Annotated in this window: 15 protein-coding genes; 8 read left to right on the top strand and 7 right to left on the bottom strand. The window is 67.0% G+C overall.

The features are described 5' to 3' along the window. Positions 1-3 precede the first annotated feature (3 nt). Together ACTX90_RS14290 and ACTX90_RS14285 are read left to right on the top strand one after the other, a co-directional pair. Positions 4-447 (top strand): universal stress protein, encoded by a 444-nt coding sequence (locus tag ACTX90_RS14290; protein ID WP_053798736.1) that lies wholly within the window; start codon positions 4-6, stop codon positions 445-447. A 3-nt stretch (positions 448-450) separates the two neighbouring features. Next, positions 451-1815, top strand: a complete 1365-nt coding sequence (locus ACTX90_RS14285) for a mycothione reductase (RefSeq protein WP_443442283.1) — start codon at positions 451-453, stop codon at positions 1813-1815. On the opposite strand, the gene ACTX90_RS14280 is transcribed toward ACTX90_RS14285, so the two are convergent. Both ACTX90_RS14280 and ACTX90_RS14275 read right to left on the bottom strand, forming a co-directional pair. After that, positions 1812-2150: a CHY zinc finger protein gene (locus ACTX90_RS14280; protein ID WP_342352849.1), complete on the bottom strand. Its 339-nt coding sequence runs from the start codon at positions 2148-2150 to the stop codon at positions 1812-1814. The genes ACTX90_RS14285 and ACTX90_RS14280 overlap by 4 nt on opposite strands. Further along, complete coding sequence (locus ACTX90_RS14275; RefSeq protein WP_443442282.1) at positions 2143-3174, bottom strand: alcohol dehydrogenase catalytic domain-containing protein; 1032 nt, start codon at positions 3172-3174, stop codon at positions 2143-2145. The genes ACTX90_RS14280 and ACTX90_RS14275 overlap by 8 nt, the downstream gene beginning before the upstream one ends. 50 nt (positions 3175-3224) lie before the next feature. Here ACTX90_RS14275 and ACTX90_RS14270 point away from each other — a divergent pair, with 50 nt between their 5' ends. The 4 genes from ACTX90_RS14270 (at position 3225) to ACTX90_RS14255 (ending at position 6695) form a co-directional block, all read left to right on the top strand. After that, positions 3225-3917, top strand: coding sequence for a tyrosine-protein phosphatase (locus ACTX90_RS14270; RefSeq protein WP_047120023.1), 693 nt, complete (start codon positions 3225-3227; stop codon positions 3915-3917). Further along, positions 3914-4984 (top strand): ROK family transcriptional regulator, encoded by a 1071-nt coding sequence (locus tag ACTX90_RS14265; protein ID WP_082123975.1) that lies wholly within the window; start codon positions 3914-3916, stop codon positions 4982-4984. Before ACTX90_RS14270 ends, ACTX90_RS14265 begins: the two co-directional genes overlap by 4 nt. Positions 4985-5062: 78 nt before the next feature. Then, positions 5063-5851, top strand: coding sequence for a polyphosphate--glucose phosphotransferase (ppgK, locus tag ACTX90_RS14260; RefSeq protein ID WP_443442281.1), 789 nt, complete (start codon positions 5063-5065; stop codon positions 5849-5851). Between the two features lie 28 nt (positions 5852-5879). Then, complete coding sequence (locus ACTX90_RS14255) at positions 5880-6695, top strand: HAD family hydrolase (RefSeq protein WP_443442280.1); 816 nt, start codon at positions 5880-5882, stop codon at positions 6693-6695. Between the two features lie 6 nt (positions 6696-6701). On the opposite strand, the gene ACTX90_RS14250 is transcribed toward ACTX90_RS14255, so the two are convergent. Genes ACTX90_RS14250 through ACTX90_RS14240 form a run of 3 tightly spaced genes read right to left on the bottom strand, consistent with a single transcriptional unit; the run spans position 6702 to position 9430 of the window. Then, positions 6702-7910 (bottom strand): amidohydrolase, encoded by a 1209-nt coding sequence (locus ACTX90_RS14250; RefSeq protein ID WP_047120019.1) that lies wholly within the window; start codon positions 7908-7910, stop codon positions 6702-6704. 44 nt (positions 7911-7954) lie between these two features. Beyond that, on the bottom strand, positions 7955-8674 hold the full coding sequence (locus ACTX90_RS14245; protein ID WP_120990881.1) for a hypothetical protein: 720 nt from the start codon (positions 8672-8674) through the stop codon (positions 7955-7957). Positions 8675-8683: 9 nt separating this feature from the next. Beyond that, a complete protein-coding gene (locus ACTX90_RS14240; protein ID WP_443442279.1) occupies positions 8684-9430 on the bottom strand; it encodes a DUF5058 family protein in 747 nt (248 codons plus the stop codon). Positions 9431-9670: 240 nt separating this feature from the next. Between ACTX90_RS14240 and ACTX90_RS14235 the strand changes: the two genes are divergently transcribed. Both ACTX90_RS14235 and ACTX90_RS14230 read left to right on the top strand, forming a co-directional pair. Further along, complete coding sequence (locus ACTX90_RS14235) at positions 9671-10636, top strand: Lrp/AsnC family transcriptional regulator (RefSeq protein ID WP_047120016.1); 966 nt, start codon at positions 9671-9673, stop codon at positions 10634-10636. A gap of 267 nt (positions 10637-10903) precedes the next feature. After that, positions 10904-13639, top strand: coding sequence for an aminotransferase class I/II-fold pyridoxal phosphate-dependent enzyme (locus ACTX90_RS14230; RefSeq protein ID WP_443444028.1), 2736 nt, complete (start codon positions 10904-10906; stop codon positions 13637-13639). 71 nt (positions 13640-13710) lie between these two features. Here ACTX90_RS14230 and ACTX90_RS14225 read toward each other — a convergent pair whose 3' ends face one another. Continuing rightward, positions 13711-14949 (bottom strand): serine hydrolase domain-containing protein, encoded by a 1239-nt coding sequence (locus tag ACTX90_RS14225; RefSeq protein WP_443442278.1) that lies wholly within the window; start codon positions 14947-14949, stop codon positions 13711-13713. After that, positions 14933-16555 carry a biotin carboxylase gene (locus ACTX90_RS14220; protein WP_424572826.1) on the bottom strand — a complete coding sequence of 541 codons (1623 nt, stop codon included), beginning with the start codon at positions 16553-16555 and terminating at the stop codon, positions 14933-14935. Before ACTX90_RS14220 ends, ACTX90_RS14225 begins: the two co-directional genes overlap by 17 nt. Positions 16556-16797 lie beyond the last annotated feature (242 nt).

Below are 16797 nucleotides of genomic sequence, written 5' to 3'. Positions count from 1 at the left end.
CCAATGAGCACTGTTGTAGTCGGCATCGAACCCGGCCAAGCCCCATCCGTCCTGACCACCGCCGCGTCGATCGCCGCGGACCTGAGGGCCAAGGTCCAGGTGATCTACGCGGATTCCGGCCGGTACGTCACCGAACGCCTTCCGGAAAGCAACGTGCTGGGCACCGCAGAAGCCGACTTCCCGGCCGAGCTGGCCGAACTGGTCGCCGAGCACCTGGCCGGCGTGGACTACGAGCTGCACAACGTGCCAGGCGATCCCGCCAAGGTGCTGATGGCAGTGGCCGAGGAGGTCGACGCCCGCATGATCGTGATCGGCACCCGCCGCCCGGGCATCCGCAACAAGCTGGCCCAGTTCATCGACGGCTCGATCGCGGTGGCGCTGGCGCAGAAGCAGACCCGCCCGGTGCTGGTCGTCCCGCAGCAGATCATCAACCTGCCGGAGGCCTAGGCCGTGGATTTGGCGATCGTGGGCTCCGGCTCGGGCAACTCGTTGCTCACCCCCTTCTGGGACGGCAAGCAGGTCGCGATCGCCGAATCCGGCGTCTTCGGCGGCACCTGCCTGAACGTGGGATGCATCCCCACCAAGATGTTCGTCAGGCCCGCCCAGCTGGCGCGCACCTGGCAGGAAGCCGAGAAGCTCGGGATCCAGCTGCCCCCGGGACGTGCCGACTTCGCCGCCATCCGCGACCGCATCTTCGCGCGCATCGACCCGATCTCCGCCGGCGGGCTGGACTACCGCCAGCAGGCGGACAACGTCCGGCTGCTGGGCCGCGTGCAGCTGCTCGACGAGCACACCCTGCTCACCGAGGAGGGCGAAAAAATCCACGCGGAGCAGATCGTGCTGGCTGCCGGATCCTCCCCGGTGCTGCCGGACATCGAGGGCATCGACCTTCCCGGGGTGCACACCTCGGACACCATCATGCGCATCGAGCAGCCCCGGCGGTTGCTGGTGATCGGCGCCGGATTCATCGCCTGCGAATTCGCGTCGATCTTCGCCGGGCTGGGCACCGAGGTGACCCAGCTGGTGCGCGGGGACAAGCTGCTCAAATACCTGGACGAGGAAATCTGCGAGGCTTTTAATACCCAGGTTGACTGGGACGTGAAGCTGCATGCGGAGCCGCGGTCAATTGCCGCCGGGCCGCAAGGGCTGAGCGTGCGCACCGAGGCCGGGACCTTCACCGCGGACGCCGTGCTGGTCGCCACCGGACGCCGCCCGAACACCGAGTTCACCGCGCCGGCGGGCCTTGACTTGCACCCGGACGGCCGGCTGCAGGTGGACCAGTTCCAGCGGGTGATGCGCAGTGGGGAACCGGTCCCCGGCCTCTACGCGCTGGGAGATATCAGCAGCGAGCAGCAGCTGAAGCACGCGGCCAACCACCAGGCGCGCGTGGTCGCCCACAACCTGGAGCACCCCGGGGACCTGCGCGAAGTCTCGGAAGCCGACATCCCCGCCGCGGTCTTCACCCACCCGGAAATCGCGCATATCGGGCTGACCGAGGCCCAGGCCCGCGCCGAAATCGGCGAGCATGCCACGGCCAAGACCCAGAAGTACGCGGACACCGCCTACGGCTGGGCCATGGAGGACGAGCAGGGCTTGTTCAAGGTCGTCGCGGACAAGCGCGACGGACGCATCCTGGGCGCCCACGTGCTCGGCTACGAGGCGGCGAACCTGATCCAACCGCTGATCACCGCCATGAACCTGGGCATCGACGCGCACACCCTGGCGCGCGGGCAGTACTGGATCCACCCGGCGCTCATGGAAGTCGCGGAGAACGCGTTGCTGGGGCTGGAGGTCCCGGAGTCAGGAAGGCTCTAGGGCCGCAGCGGCGGCTCGAAGTACAGCGGGGCGTGCGCCTTGCACCCGGGGTTGAACAACGCCTGGCAGGCCGGGCAGGACCCGGTGCCCAGGTATTCGGCCGCTGTCATCTCGTGCCCGCACACCCCGCAGAGCACCGCCGGTTCGGTCCCGCGCGCCGCCGGCCACGGCACCGCCGGGTGGTCGGCCAGCTCCCGGTGGCACAGGTGGCAGGGGTACCAGGCATCGCAGCAGGCATGGCGCAGCGCGATGACGTCGATGAGCTGGCGGTAGTGCGCGCAGCGGGTCTGCGAATCCATGTCCACCCCGCGCACCTGCCGGGATCCGCTAGCCACGCAGCATGACCTTCAGGCAGGTGCGCGCCTCCATGGCCGCATAGCCCTCGGCCACCCGGGCCAGCGGCAGCACGCTGTCGAAGACACGGCCGGGGTTGGCCCGCCCTTCCAGCACCCCGGGCAGCAGGTCGCCGATGTAGCTGCGCACCGGGGCCACCCCGCCGGTCAGGGTCACGTTGGGGCCGAAGAACTCGCGGCCCACCGGCCCGGTGGCGTACTGCGGCACACCCACCCGGGAGATCGTCCCGCCCGGGCGCACGATGCCGATGGCCTGCTCGAAGGCCGGCAGCAGCCCCACGGCCTCCAGCACCTTGCCCGCGCCGTGGCCGGTCATCTCGCGCACCGTGGCGATGCCTTCCTCGCCGCGCTCGGAGACCACGTCGGTGGCCCCGAACTCGCGGCCCAGATCCGTGCGGTCCGCGTGCCGGCCCATGAGGATGATGCGCTCGGCGCCCAGCTGGCTGGCAGCGAGCACCGCCAGCAGCCCCACCGCGCCGTCGCCGATGACCGCCACGGTGTCGCCTTCGCGGACCCCGGCGCTGCGCGCTGCATGGTAGCCGGTGCCGTAGACGTCGGACAGCGCCAGCAGGCTGGGAAGCAGCGCGTCGTCGACGGCGGCGTCGACCTTGAACAGCGTGCCGTCGGCCAGCGGGACACGGATGGCCTCGGCCTGGCAGGCGGAGTCCCGGGAGTTGGTGCGGCCCCAGGAGCCGGCGCGCAGGCAGGAAGTGGTCAGCCCCTGCAGGCAGAATTCGCAGCTGCCGCAGTTGATGGTGAAGGGGGCGATCACGAAGTCGCCGGGCTTGAGAGTGGACACTGCGGAGCCTACCTCGGCGACCCGGCCGACGAATTCGTGGCCGATCGGGCGGGCGGCGACCGCCGGGCCGTGGTAGTGGTGCAGGTCCGAGCCGCAGATGCAGCTTGCGGTGATGTCGACCAGGGCGTCGGTCGGCTCCAGCAGCACCGGATCCGGCACCTCGCGCAGTTCAACCGTGTAGTCTCCGAGCAGATAGGTGGCGCGCATGATGCTCCTTGCGTTGGCATGGGTTGCTGGTTCAAGCCTAGGATGTGAGCATGTTCCTTTCCAACCTCCGTGAAGCAGGGGGAATGCCCGCCGCGGGCGGGCGCATCGCCGCCGGGGTGCTCTTCCGCTCCGCCGCCCCGCATCTGGTCGACCAGCAGCTGGCCGACTGGGTGGCGCAGCAGCGCATCGAGCGCATCTACGACCTGCGCAGCACCCAGGAGACCGCATACCTGCCCGGTTTCCCTGCCAGCTTCGCCGGCACCATCCGCACCCACCTGCCGCTGCTGGAAGGCGCGGTGGGCCACCTGTCCACGCTGGATGAGATCTACGAGCCGCTGGTCGAGCTGCACGGCCCCACCTGGGCCACGCTGGCCGCGGGCATCGCCGAATCCGGCGCCACCCTGGTGCACTGCACCGCCGGCAAGGACCGCACCGGCGTGGGCGTGGCCATGGTGCTGATGGCGGTGGGCGCGGACAAGGACGCGGTCATGGAAGACTACGCCGCCTCCACCGCGGCGCTGTCCGGGGACTGGCTGGCGGCCATGACCCGGCGCATGGGCGAGCACGGGGTGGCGATGACCGAGCAGATGCGCACGCTGCTGGTCGGCACCTCCGTGGCCGGACTGGACAAGGCGCTGGACGCGGCCCGGCGCACCGGGTCGATCGCCGACTACCTGCTCTTGCACGGGCTTGGCCGCGCGCAGCTCGAAACCCTGGGCGAGAAGCTGGTGGTGGCCAGTTGAGCGCTGAGAACGCGGGTCCACGGGCCTTGGCGGCGCTGACCGACGAACGGGTGTTCGGGCTGCTGGCCCAGGCCCCTGCCACGCGCACCGAGATCTCCGCGCGGCTTGGCATCTCCAAGCCCACCGCGTCGCAGTCGATCCTGCGCCTGCAGGAGTTCGGGCTGGTGTCCGAGGGTCGTTCCAGCGCCGAGGGCAAGCGCGGTCGCATTCCCGAACGCTACGCCCTGCGCACCGCCTACGGGCACGTGCTGGGGGTGGATCTGAGCGCCGAGCGGCTGGCGCTGCGTGCGAGCGACGTGACCGGCACCGTGCTGGCCGAGCGCATCAGCCCGGTGCAGACCTCCACCGGCGCAGAGCAGCTGCTGGACACCGCCCGGGCGCTGCGCGACGAGCTGCAGGCCGAGCTCGGCTCGCCGCGGCTGGCCGCGGGCATCAGCCAGGCCGCCCCGGTGCTGCACGGCGAGGACGGCACCACGCGGGTGGTGCCCACCCCGATCTTCGCGGCGTCCGGCGCCGATCTGGCCGGGCTGTTCGATTCGCCTGCCACGCTGCTGGACAACGACGTGAACTGGATGGCGGTGGCCGAATACTCCCGGCGCGCCGGCTCCATGCTGCTGCTCTACCTGGGCGCGGGTCTCGGCTCCGCGCTGGTGATCGAGGGCCGGGTGTACCGCGGGCGCCATGGCCTGGTCGGCGAGCTGGAAACCCAGCGGCTGCAGGGACGCACCCTGCTGGAGCACCTGGACTCCGGGGGATTGGTGGGAACCAGGGTCCTGTTCGAGAAGCTGAGCGACCCGCAGATGTGGCCGGCGCTGCTTGAGCCGCTGGGGCAGGTGCTGGGCAACCTGCTCGGCTACCTGGATCCCGACGCGCTGGTGGTCACCGGCCCCGGGGCCAGCGCCGCGCTGACCGAGAAGCTGGCGGAGCGGCTGCGCGGCATCGTGCCGCTGGCAGGTCCCGACATCGAGTATTCGCCGCAGGGCGGGACCGGGGCGTTGGACGGGGCCCTGGCCGCCGCGCGCCGCCGCGCGCTGGCCGAGCTGTGGAGCGCCTACCGCCACGCGTGAGCCGCCACGTCGCACCATTGACCGCAGGCCGGGCGCTAGATATTGTAAAGAGTCCTAAATATTTTGAATGGAGTTCTCATGCCAGCTTCCGCCTCGCCCTATGCAGCCATCGGCCTGGATATGGGCGGCTCGTCCATCAAGTACGGCATGGTGGACTCCGAAGGAAAACTCGTCGAGAGCACCTTCAGCCACGCGCCCACCCCTGCCGGCGCGCATCCGGACGCCGTCGCCCAGGCGATGGCGGACATTGTGACCGGCCTGCAGGAGCAGGCAGGCAGCGACCTGGCCGGCGTGCCGGTGGGCGTCACGGTGCCGGGCATCGTGATCGGCGGGGTGGTGCACTCCGCAGCGAACATCGACAGCGCATGGATCGGGCTGGATGCGGTCGCCCTGATCGGCAGCGTGCTGGGCCGCGAGGTGAGCGTGCTGAACGACGCGGACGCCGCCGGCATGGCCGAGGTCTTCGCCGGCGCAGGCAGCCTCGACGGGAGGCCGCGCGCCGGCAGCACCCTGGTGCTGACCCTGGGCACCGGCATCGGCTCGGCGTTCTTCCGCGACGGACTGCTGTTCCCCAACGTCGAATTCGGCCACCTGGAAATCGACGGGGCGGATGCCGAATCCCGCGCCGCGGCCCGGGTGATCCGCGAGGAGAACCTGAGTTGGGAGCAGTACGTCCAGCGCCTGCAGCGCTACCTGGCCCACGTGGAATTCCTGTGCAGCCCCGACCTGATCGTGATCGGCGGGGCGGTCTCGGCGGACCACGAGAAATTCATGCCGCAGCTGAAACTGCGCGCACGCATCGTGCCGGCGCAGTACAACAACGCCGCCGGAGTGCTTGGAGCCGCGCACCGGGCGATGAACCACTAGCGGCCACCCGCCGCCGAAATAGGAACCGATGCATACCATTGACCCCGACGCCCGCCTCAAGCTCGTCGCCGTCGACATGGACGGCACCTTCCTGGACGGGGCAGGGATGATCCCCGACGAGGCCTGGCAGGTCATTGCCGACCTGCAGGAGCGCGGAGTGCATTTCGTACCCGCCTCGGGCCGCCAGTACGCGACCCTCAGCGAGCAGTTCGCCCGGCTGGGCGCGATCCCGATCATCGCGGAGAACGGCACCGTGGTGATGCGCGGGCAGACCGAGGTGTATTCGAACATCATCGACCCGCAGCCGGTGGCGGCGGTCGTCGACGCGGTGCGCGGCCAGCGGGAGCTGGATGCGGGACTGGTGCTGTGCGGACGGCGCACCGCCTACGTGGAGCGCTGCGATGCGGCCTTCGCCCGGGCCATCGCCCCCTACTACCGCGCGGTGGAAGTGGTCCAGGACCTGCACCTGGTGCAGGATGACATCATCAAGATGGCGGTGAACGTGGGCACCGGCAAGGTCGCGCAGATGGCCGCGGCGCTGGATGTCCCGCTTCAGGTCGTGGTTTCCGGAAGCCATTGGGTGGATGCCATGAACCAGGGCGTGCACAAGGGCCTGGCCCTGGGCCGGCTGCAGGAGTCGCTGCAGATCAGCGCCGAGCAGACCGCGGTGTTCGGGGACTACCCGAACGACCTGGAGATGATGGGCCGGGCGCGCTATTCCTTCGCCATGGCCAATGCGCACCCGCAGGTGGCGCAGGCGGCGAACTTCACCGCCCCGGCCAACACCGAACACGGGGTGCTGCAGGTGCTGCGCGCCTACCTGGAGGGGCGCAGCAGCCTGTAGCCGCCCTTAGCAGCCCACGTAGTGCCCGATGCCCGCCAGTGCCGCGCGTACGCCGGTGTCCAAGGCGCCGCGGTACTCGGGCAGGAAGAATGGCGAATGGTTGCCAGCCGGCGCCGGGTCCGACGGATCCGCGCCGCCGAACATCCAGAACACGTTCGGCACCCCGATGGCGTCTCCCAGCGCGCCGAAGTCCTCGGAGCCCATCAGCGGGGCCACGAGCTTGACCCGGTCCTCGCCGAACTCGCTGGCCAGCGCGGTGGCGACATTGCCGGTCTGCTCCGGGTCGTTGAACAGGCGCGGGAAGCGGTACAGCGTGGTGATCTCGGGCTGTGGCGCGGCGGAGGCGGCCGCCTCCGCGGTGACGATGCGGGTCACCGCCGCCAGCACCTTCTCGCGCACCGCCTCGGTGAGCGTGCGGATGTTCAGCGTGAACACCGCCCGGTCGGGAATGATGTTCTCCTTCAGGCCCGCGTGGAAGGAGCCGCAGGTGACCACCGCGGCGTCCCGCGGATCCAGCTCGCGCGAGGTAATGGTCTGCAGCCGGGTGATGATGTGCGCACCGAGCACGATCGGGTCGATCGAGTCCTGCGGTTGGGAGCCGTGGGCCTGGGTGCCGTGCAGCGTGATCTCCAGCGAATCGGCCAGCGCCATGGCAGATTCAGGGGTTAAGTGGATGGTGCCTGCGGCGAAGGGGAAAACGTGCTGTCCCAGCACCACCTCGGGCACCGGGGCCTTGTCCCACAGCCCGTCGGCCAGCATGGCCGCCGCCCCGGCGCCGGTCTCCTCGCCGGGCTGGAACACCAAGACCACGGTGCCCGACCAGCCTTCGGTGCCCTGCGCCAGCACCGCCGCGGCGCCCAGCGCGCTGGCCACGTGGGTGTCGTGCCCGCAGCCGTGCATCAGCGGCACCTCGGTGCCATCAGCCAGCTGGCCTACCGCGGTGGAGGCGTACTCCGCGCCGGTGGCTTCCTTGATCGGCAGCCCGTCGGAGTCGGCGCGGAAGGCGATGACCGGGCCTGGCCCGTTGCGCAGCACGCCGACCACCCCGGTGCCGCCGCAGCGGAAGTGCTCGATGCCCAGCGCGGCCAGCCTCGATTCGATGTAGGCGGCGGTCTGGTGCTCCTGCATGGACAACTCGGGGTTTGCGTGCAGGTGAAGGTAGTCAGCGTGGACGGCGGCCTGGATGTCGGCGGTCGGTTTGAGGGAGTGGCTCATGGCGGGGTCCTGGTTCCTTGTAGTGGCTGGTTCGCGGAAGGCAGCTAGTGCTCGGAGGAAGCCTGGGTGGTGCGCTTGCGCAGCACCCAGGAGAAGACAATGGAGGCGATGACGACCAAAGCGGTGGCGAAGGCGCCGGTGGCCGGGGCCAGCGGGACCACCACGAAGTTCACCAGCAGGGCTGCGACGACCGCGACGATGGTCGGGCGCAGCGCCTTCATGGAGACGATGCACTGCACCAGCACCGCGCCCATCAGCGAAGGCAGGATGTACAGGCGGGCGACCTCGATGACCTCGGCGGGGATGTTGTGCACCAGCCAGGTGCCCAGCACGCCCACGAACAGCAGCAGGCTGGTCAGGTGCACGGTGGCGGCGCCGCAGATGGCCATCACCGCGGCAAGGTCGCCGCGCTTGGTGCCCGGCTTCGCGTCAATGGCAGACTGGGCCACGATGGCCGCCGGCAGCAGCTTGTTGGAAATGTTGCCGATCATGAACGCCTGGTACATGGCGGCGGAACCGAGGATCGGGAAGTAGGTCAGCGGCTCGACCACCCACAGCACCCCGAAGGTGGCGGCCACTGCCAGCAGCGCCACCCAGACCATGCTGGCGGTCACTTCCATGCCGCTGAAGAACGCGATGTAGATCGGGCCGGCCAGCGAGAGGATCAACCCCAGAGCCATGGTGATGGAGCCGTAGCGGCTGGTCTGCCGGTCGAAGCGCTCCATGGAGGCTGCGGCATTGGCGGAAAGCGAGGTTGCGCTCATGGTCAATCCTTAGGCGGTGTGCAGGTAGTAGGCGGATACGAGGGCGATGACGATAGAGATTCCCAGCGCCCATTCCTTGAGCCATTTCTGGTGCAGGGCCTTGGCCAGGTACAGGCACAGGCCCATAGCGGCGGCTGAAATCCCGACCAGGAACAGGTGCACGTTGGATTTCGGCAGTTCGGCGATGGTCAGCGCGGAGAACGCGCCGAGCAGCGCGGCGGTGGGAATCAGGGCCATGACCGCCGGGTTGCGCTTGGCCAGCGACTTGCCGCCCTTCTTCAGCAGCGGGGTCATGATCAGCGTGCAAAGCATCCACATCGCGCCGGATAGGCTCATGGTCATGAACGCGACGGCGAAGACCTGCTGGGTGTAGCTGTCCCCGCCCAGCGAGGCGCCCATGGTTCCGGCGGCGATGCTGGCCGAGGCGGTTTCGGCGGCGGCCGAGCCGATCAGGCCGATGCGCACCAGCACCGCCGGGGTGCCGAACAGCGCCAGCAGCGCGATGGCGACCAGCACCACTGCCAGCGACGGGCCGATGGAGGCCACCGCGCCAGCGCGGAACGCCTCCTTCAACTCGCGGACCGGCATCTCAATGTGCGGTGCGGCGGCCGTGGCGGCCTTGGCGTAGAGCACTGTCTGGACGAAGATGACGGCGAAGACGCCCAGGATACAGATCCAGAGGAACGGCGTGTTGGCGATGGCCCAGATGTTCGTCGAGCTCGGGTCGGCGGCTGCCACTGCTAAAGGCGTTTGCATGGTGGTTCCTTGCGGGGGAGGTCGAGGTGCGGTGTGAGGTGGATCTCGTAGCTTTAACGGTGACCGAGCATGCCCATCGATGGCAAGAAATGGGGATTCTTGCCAAGTTTCTGACGATTTCCCGCATTTCGAGGGTCCAGATGGCGTTCAATAGGGCAATTGGCAACTGAATTCGTCATCTGCCGGTCAGCCGACGGACGAATGTTGCGCCCCGGTCGCATTAGCCCGAAAGTTGAAGTCATGGTTGATTTTCAGGAGTTGGGCGAACTCGAGCAACGCATAGTCATGGCCCTCCAGGTCGACGGCCGGGCCACCTGGCGCAAGATCGCCAAGGTCCTGGACGAGCCAGAACGCACGGTGGCGCGGCACGGGGCCGCGTTGCTGGAGGACGGCAAGGTGAACATCGCCGCCATCCGCCATCGTGCCGGAGCGGTGATCGCGGCCTTGAACTGCGTTCCGGGCACGGTTCCGGTGGCCAGCGAGGCACTGTCGGCCCGAGCTGACACGAGCTTCACCTATATGGTGACGGGGCAGAGCGACGTGGTCAGCGAACTGCACTACGACGGGGGACTGGAAGACATCCTGACCCTCCAGCTGCCGGCGACCCCGGGGCTGAGCCAGATCCAGGTGTATCCGATCCTGAAATTCTTCAAGACCATCAGGGGCTGGAGGGCCGGGAACCTGAGCACCGCGCAGTTGCGGATGCTGGAGCCGGAGGTCGGGGGCGAACGCACCGAATGGCATCCGACCGAGGCGCTGGACGCAACGGACCTGACGATCATCGATGCGCTGCGCCGCGACGGCAGGGCGAGCATCGAGGCGATCTCCCGCCAGGTGAAACTCGGGGAATCGTCGGTATCGCGCCGGGTGGAGGCGCTGCTGCGCGGGGAGCACATCAGCATCCGCACGCTGGTGGAGCCTGCCTTGCTGGGACTTCCGGTCGAAGCGCTGCTATGGGTGCAGGTCTCCCCGGAGCGCATCGACGAGTTGGGCCAGCGCCTGAGCCAGCTGCCGCAGGTGCGCTATCTGGCGGCCATCGCCGGGGACGCGCAATTGCTGGTCGACGTGACGGTGCCTTCCCAGCAGGACTTGTACCGCTTCATCGCGCAGACCGACTGGGGGCAGATGGTACAGCTGCGCACCTCGGTGGTGCTCGGTGCCCGCAAGCGCGGAGGACGGCTCGTCTCCACGGCCAGCGGACGGTAGCCTGACGCACCCGGCAGCCGACAGGACCCGATAGGTCCCGTTGGCGAGGCCAGCGCAGTAGCCCGGCTGCGGCGAACGCGAAGCCGGTTAACGGCAGGAGAATTCTTGGCTGATAGCCGATCATAATCCGTCATATGCGCTTCTGCGCCTCAAAAGGGCGCAAGATTTCGCCTATTGTCTCGATTAGAAGGCAGCGCAGGACGCTTCCGTCACCGATCGAGCATCGGTTCGTGCTGCAGAGCTGAGAGGACAACGGCAACCGTGACGATGAGGTTAGCCAAGAGCAACAAGCAGGCAATCGCGACGCCGGAGAGCGCGTGGAGAAAACGCAAAGACGCGTGGGAACACCTGGGCTACGTACTCAGCGAGATCGCCTCCATCCCGGTCGACGAAGCCGGACGACGGGAGAACGAACAGGAAGCCGGGCGGCTGCTCGGGCTGCTGTCCGCGATCGAACCCTATTGGGCCAATCCGGGGCTTGAATACTTCAACCGCGTGGCCGCCCTGATGTCCGACGGGCACTACGAGGACGCCATGCATCTGGTCTACCAGGCCAACCAGACCTTCCGGACCCAGACCCAGTACTTCGATGCCGATGGCCATGACAGCGTCGCGCCCGAGCCTGCTGAACGAGGCGCCTCCCATGGCAGCCCCCAGCAGCACGGCGCGCGCACGGTTCCGCAGGTCGAGATCCTGCTGGTGGACAATGGCCCGGCGGAGGAAATCGAACGCTTCAAGGAGGAAATCCTCGAGCAGCGCCAGCGCACCGATCCGTTCCACTACAACTTCGTGGTGGTTCCCAGCGTCGAGGACGCGCTGGCGGCGATCGTCATCAACCCCTCGATCCAGTCGGTGGTGCTTTCGGCCAGGTATTCGCTGGAATCCAGCCGCCGGCTCAGTTCCACGCTGCAGAACTTCATCGCCGGGCGGATGGCGGGATACTTCACCTCCCGGCGCCAGATCCAGGGGCTGCTGGACCTGGAACAGATCCTGGAGAAGCTGCGCCCCGAGCTGCCGGTGTACCTGATCGCCGGGGTTGCGCTTGAATCCATCGCCCATGAGATCACCGGGCGCTTCCGCCGCATTTTCTCGCGCAATGACCGCATGGATTTGCATCTGTCGATCCTCGCCGAGATCACCGACCGCTACGACACCCCGTTCTTCGCCGCGCTGCAGAAGTACGCCAAGCGCCCGGGCGGGGTCTTCCACGCGCTGCCGATCTCCCGGGCCGCCTCGGTGAAGAATTCGCCGTGGGCGCGCGACCTGGTGGACTTCTACGGCAAGAACCTGCTGCTGGCCGAGACCTCGGCGACTTCCGGCGGGCTGGACTCGCTGCTGGACCCGCAGAGCTCCATCAAGAAGGCCCACGAACTGGCGGCCCGGGCCTTCCGGAGCCACCGCACCTACTTCGTCACCAACGGGACCTCGACCGCAAACAAGATCGTGCACCAGTCGATCCTCGCCCCGGGGGACATCGTGCTGGTGGACCGCAACTGCCACAAGTCGCACCACTATTCGCTGGTGCTGGCCGGGGCGAACGTGAGCTATCTGGAGGCCTACCCGCTCAACGAGCACTCCATGTACGGCGCGGTGCCGCTTCAGGAAATCAAGGGCCGGCTGCTGCAGCTGCGCCGCGAGGGGCTGCTGCACAAGGTCAAGATGCTGACGCTGACCAACTGCACCTTCGACGGCATCATCTACGATCCGCGCCGGGTCATGGAGGAATGCCTCGCCATCAAGCCCGACCTCGTGTTCCTCTGGGACGAGGCCTGGTTCGCCTTCGCCGGCTTCCATCCGGTCTACCGCCAGCGCACCGGCATGACCGCCGCGGCCCGTATGGAAGCGCAAATGGAGACCGTAGAGTACCAGGAGCGCTACGCGGCCCAGGCCGCCGCGCTGCCCGAGCCCGGTACCGCGCAGGATCCAGCCAACGACGAAGCCTGGTTGCGCACCCGGCTGATTCCGGATCCCGAGGCCGTCCGCCTGCGGGTGTATTCAACCCAATCGACGCACAAGACCCTGACCTCCCTGCGCCAGGGATCCATGATCCACATCTACGACCAGGATTTCGCGGCCAGGAACCTGAATACGTTCCGCGAAGCCTACATGACCTACATCTCGACCTCGCCGAACTACCAGATCCTCGCTTCGCTGGATATCGGGCGCCGGCAGGCGGAACTTGAAGGCTACGCGCTGGTCCAGCGGCAGGTGGACCTCGCCCAGTCGATCGCCAGGGCAGTCAGCCGGAACAAGCTGCTGAGCAAGTACTTCCGCATCCTGAACACCGCGGACCTGATCCCGGAGGAATACCGCTGCACGCGGACGGCGAATCCGGTGCGGGACGGGCTGGCGGTCTGGGACGAATCCTGGCAGCAGGACGAGCTGGTGGTCGACCCGTCGCGGTTGACGCTGGACATCAGCCGGACCGGAGTGGACGGGGACACGTTCAAGCACACCTACCTGATGGACGGGCATTCGATTCAGGTCAACAAGACCAGCCGCAGCTCGGTGCTGCTGATGACCAATATCGGCACGACCCGTTCGGCCGCGGCGCACCTGATCGAGGTGCTGGTGAAGATCGCCGAGGGCCTGGAACGCCAGAGCCGGATCGACGGCCGCGTGCTGGCCATGGGCACCGTGGAGGGGCCGGGACAGATCCCGCTTCCCGATTTCAGCTCATTTGCCCCGCAGTTCGCCGGTGGTGGCGGCAGCGGCAACATGCGCGCCGCCTACTACCTGACGTATCAGGACCCGGCCACCCAGTTCCTCTCCTCGGCCCAGATCAAGGAGCGCATCGGCGCCGGGCAACGGGTGGTTTCCGCGGTGTTCGTCACGCCGTACCCGCCGGGCTTCCCGGTGCTGGTGCCGGGGCAGGTCGTCACCATGGAGATCATGCGCTACATGGACGTGCTCGATACCCGCGAGATCCACGGATACCATCCGGACCTGGGCTACCAGGTCTTTACGAACCGCGCGCTGCGCGAATTCGCCGCCGACAGCTAGCGGCGCAGCCCGCCGCAACGCCCCGGACGCTGCCAGAGAGCGGCCGGGGCGTTGCTTTGCGGCCTACGGGTTCAGGCCGGGCATCCCAAGTGCCGTGCCACGGCCTCGAACGCCCGCAGGGTGGGGAAGAGCTTGGAAGCATCCTGCGGCAAGGGCCAGCTGGAGAGCTTGACCGCCACCAGCTTCACCGCGGGATCCATGTAGATCATCTGCCCGTGGATGCCCAGCGCCACCGCCGCATTCGTGGCGGGATTGGGGAACCAGATCTGGTTGCGGTACCGGCCACCGGGCATCAGGTTCTCTCCCGGCGACTGGGCGAACGCCTGGAACAGCTCATCGCTTTGCCGGAAGGTATCCTCAATCCACGCCGGAGAAAGCACCGCTTTCCCGGTCAGTGCGCGGCCGCCGTTGACGTAGAGGTGCCCGAAGCGGGCCAGATCCCGCAGCGTGGTGTTGAAGCCGCCGTCGAACATTCCGGTCCCGAATTGGTCCACACCCATCAGCAGATCCTGCTGGGCGCCGAGCTTCGACCACACGTATTCGGAGAGCAGCTGCTGCATCGGAGCTCCGCCAGCAGCCTCGCAGACCCAGCCCAGCACGTCGGTTTCACAGGACCGGTACTCAAACGGTCCGCCATGGGGTCCCTTGGCCTTGAGCGTCAGCAGGAAGTCGTACATCCCGACCGGGCCGATTGATCCGCGCTCCGGCGCCCAGCCGATGGCCTCTTCCAGCAGACGCACCTCGGCGTTGGGATCCAGATACTCCTCCGAAAACTGGATGCCCGAGCGCATATCGAGGATGTCGCGCACGCTGGCCCCGGCATAACCGCTGCGCGCCAGCGACGGAACGTAGCTGCACACCTGCCGGGACACATCCAGCAGCCCGGCATCGGCGAGTGCGCCGGCCAAGGTGCCCACCAGCGTCTTGCTCACCGACATCAGCAGATGGTCGCTCTGCGCGGTCATCGTGTTGTAGTACTTCTCCCATAGGATCCGTCCGTTGTGGATGACGAGCACCGCGTCGGTATTCGTCGCGTGGATGACTCCTCGCACCGTCAGGGCTGGATCGGTGAAGCTGGATTTGGCGACCTCGAGCTTGCCGAGCTTCTCCTCGGCCAGCGGCAGCTTGACGATCGGCCCATCGCCGCGGGAGACCCGTACGGTCGGGTGGATGCGTGCGATGTTCTGGAACGAGCGCTTGACGTTCTGCGGGGCCTGCCAGTTGGCGATGGACAGGGCGCCTGCGGGTTCAGGCCGGGCGGGAAGGACGCCATCGCCGGGAGGGCCCGCCGAATCAATGTCCATTGTCATTGGGAGGAACGTCGATGCCCTTGTACTGGGAGCGGATGGAGGAAATGAAATGCTTGGCATCGATGGTGAGTTTGGTTTTCTTTTTGCCTTCGTACTGAAGCTTGGCCTTGGTGACCAGGACCCCAAGATCGGCTCCCTTCCAACGGTAGTCGTGCTCGCCGTAGATGCGCAGGAAAAACGCTTCCTTGTGGTTCTGAAGCTGGTGCCAGTCCAGGGCCGAGCGGGAGAATTGCAGTTTGCCGCGGGAATCGAGGTAGTAGTTGCCCGTGCGCGGCGCGTGGGTCAGGTACTGGAGGATGTCGTCGGTTTCCTTGATGATCATGTGGCTCCATACGTCAGCCCCGGACATCTCCTGCCAGCGTTCGTTGATCTCGTCCACGTCCAGCTTGAAGTCCACGTCGAGGTACTCCAGCAGGTGAAAGAGGAACAGCGGAACGTCCGCGTAGGCGCCGGCGGTGACATTGGTGATTGCGCTGGCCCCTGAGATGCGCGGATTCAATTCGCCCAGGTACACCTCATCGGTGTCGGTGTCCACCAGCACGTCGACTTCGAAGAAGCCGCGGTACCCGGTATTCTGCAGGCCGCTGCCGACGTTTCGCACCAGCTCAATGGCCCGCGCTCGCTGCGAGTCCGTGAGGATATCTGGGTGCATTTCATTGCCGCACCACCCTCCCTTGTAGGGAGTGAGCTCCTTGTAACCGGCCAGTTCGGTGAGGATCGGTCCCACCACGGTGCCGCAGCGGGTCAGGACCGCCTCGACGGCCACCGGCTGGTTGTTGATGCGCTTCATGACCTTAAGGTCTTCGCCGAGAATGTACTTCGAATACTGGTTCCAGTTCTCTTCGTTGGCGATGAAGAATGTTGTCTTGCCCGAATCGCCGTAGGGGGTTTGCACCACCAGGTCGTTTCCGAGCTTGCCCTTGCGCGCCAAGGCCATCAGCTCGTGGTAGCTGGAAGCGGTGCCCAGCACATTGGGCACCGAGGGAGCTCCGGCGGCGTTGCCCAGCTTGGTAGTGACGATTTTTGAATCAAGTTCGGTGCGCAGCGCAGCCGGGGGAAGGATCAGGTCGTAGCCTAGCTCTTCGCAGATGGATTCGGTCTCTTCGTTGAAAAACACCATGGCGACCTTGGGCTTCGGCCCGCCGACGGTGCGCTGGGAGTCGATGAATTCGCGGACCTCCGAGTTCTCCAGCAGCCAGTTGTTGATCTCCTCGGCGCTGTCGAATTCGACATAGGGTTTCTCACTGGGGGTGAAGACGCGCGGATGTTGTCCGTCCCACCCGTCGTAATAGGTGATGTAGCTGAACTTTCGAACCCAGCGGTCCAGCCCCAGCAGGTTCACCGGGGTCGCGCCAATGAAATAGATCGGCGTCTGATTGGTCCGGAAGAAATGGCGCACCTCGCTCATGTTCTTCAGCTGCCGTCCGAAAGGCAGCACCCGCGGGGCCGCTTCGGGATGGGGCTCGTCGTTGTAGGCGGCGTCGGTAGCGACATTGGCGTTCAAGCCTTCGGTGGCCTGGACCTGATGGCGCAGCTTGGACAGCTCGCTGGGCTTCGGGATTCGTGGACGTGTGATGTGGGATGAAGCTTCGAGAATATTGGCCATGTCGGTAGTCGGTCCTTCTCAAACGGTCAAGAGGCAGGTCACTGCGCGCACGGGGTGTGACAGTTTCATGCTCAGCGCTTGCGGTGAGCGCCGGAACACCGGGCGGTGAACGGCCGATGAACATTGGCCGGTGTCGCCCACTGCCGCCCGGTGACATGGCGCGAAGCTGCGGGCAGCGCTTCGGCCTGAGCTTTTGTGACCCAAAATGACATGGCGAAGGCCGGAGGATCTACGAAAGATCC

Origin of the sequence: Glutamicibacter soli (assembly GCF_052322135.1) — a bacterium.
Taxonomy (GTDB): Bacteria; Actinomycetota; Actinomycetes; order Actinomycetales; family Micrococcaceae; genus Glutamicibacter; species Glutamicibacter soli.
This window is presented reverse-complemented; position numbering and strand designations above follow the sequence as displayed.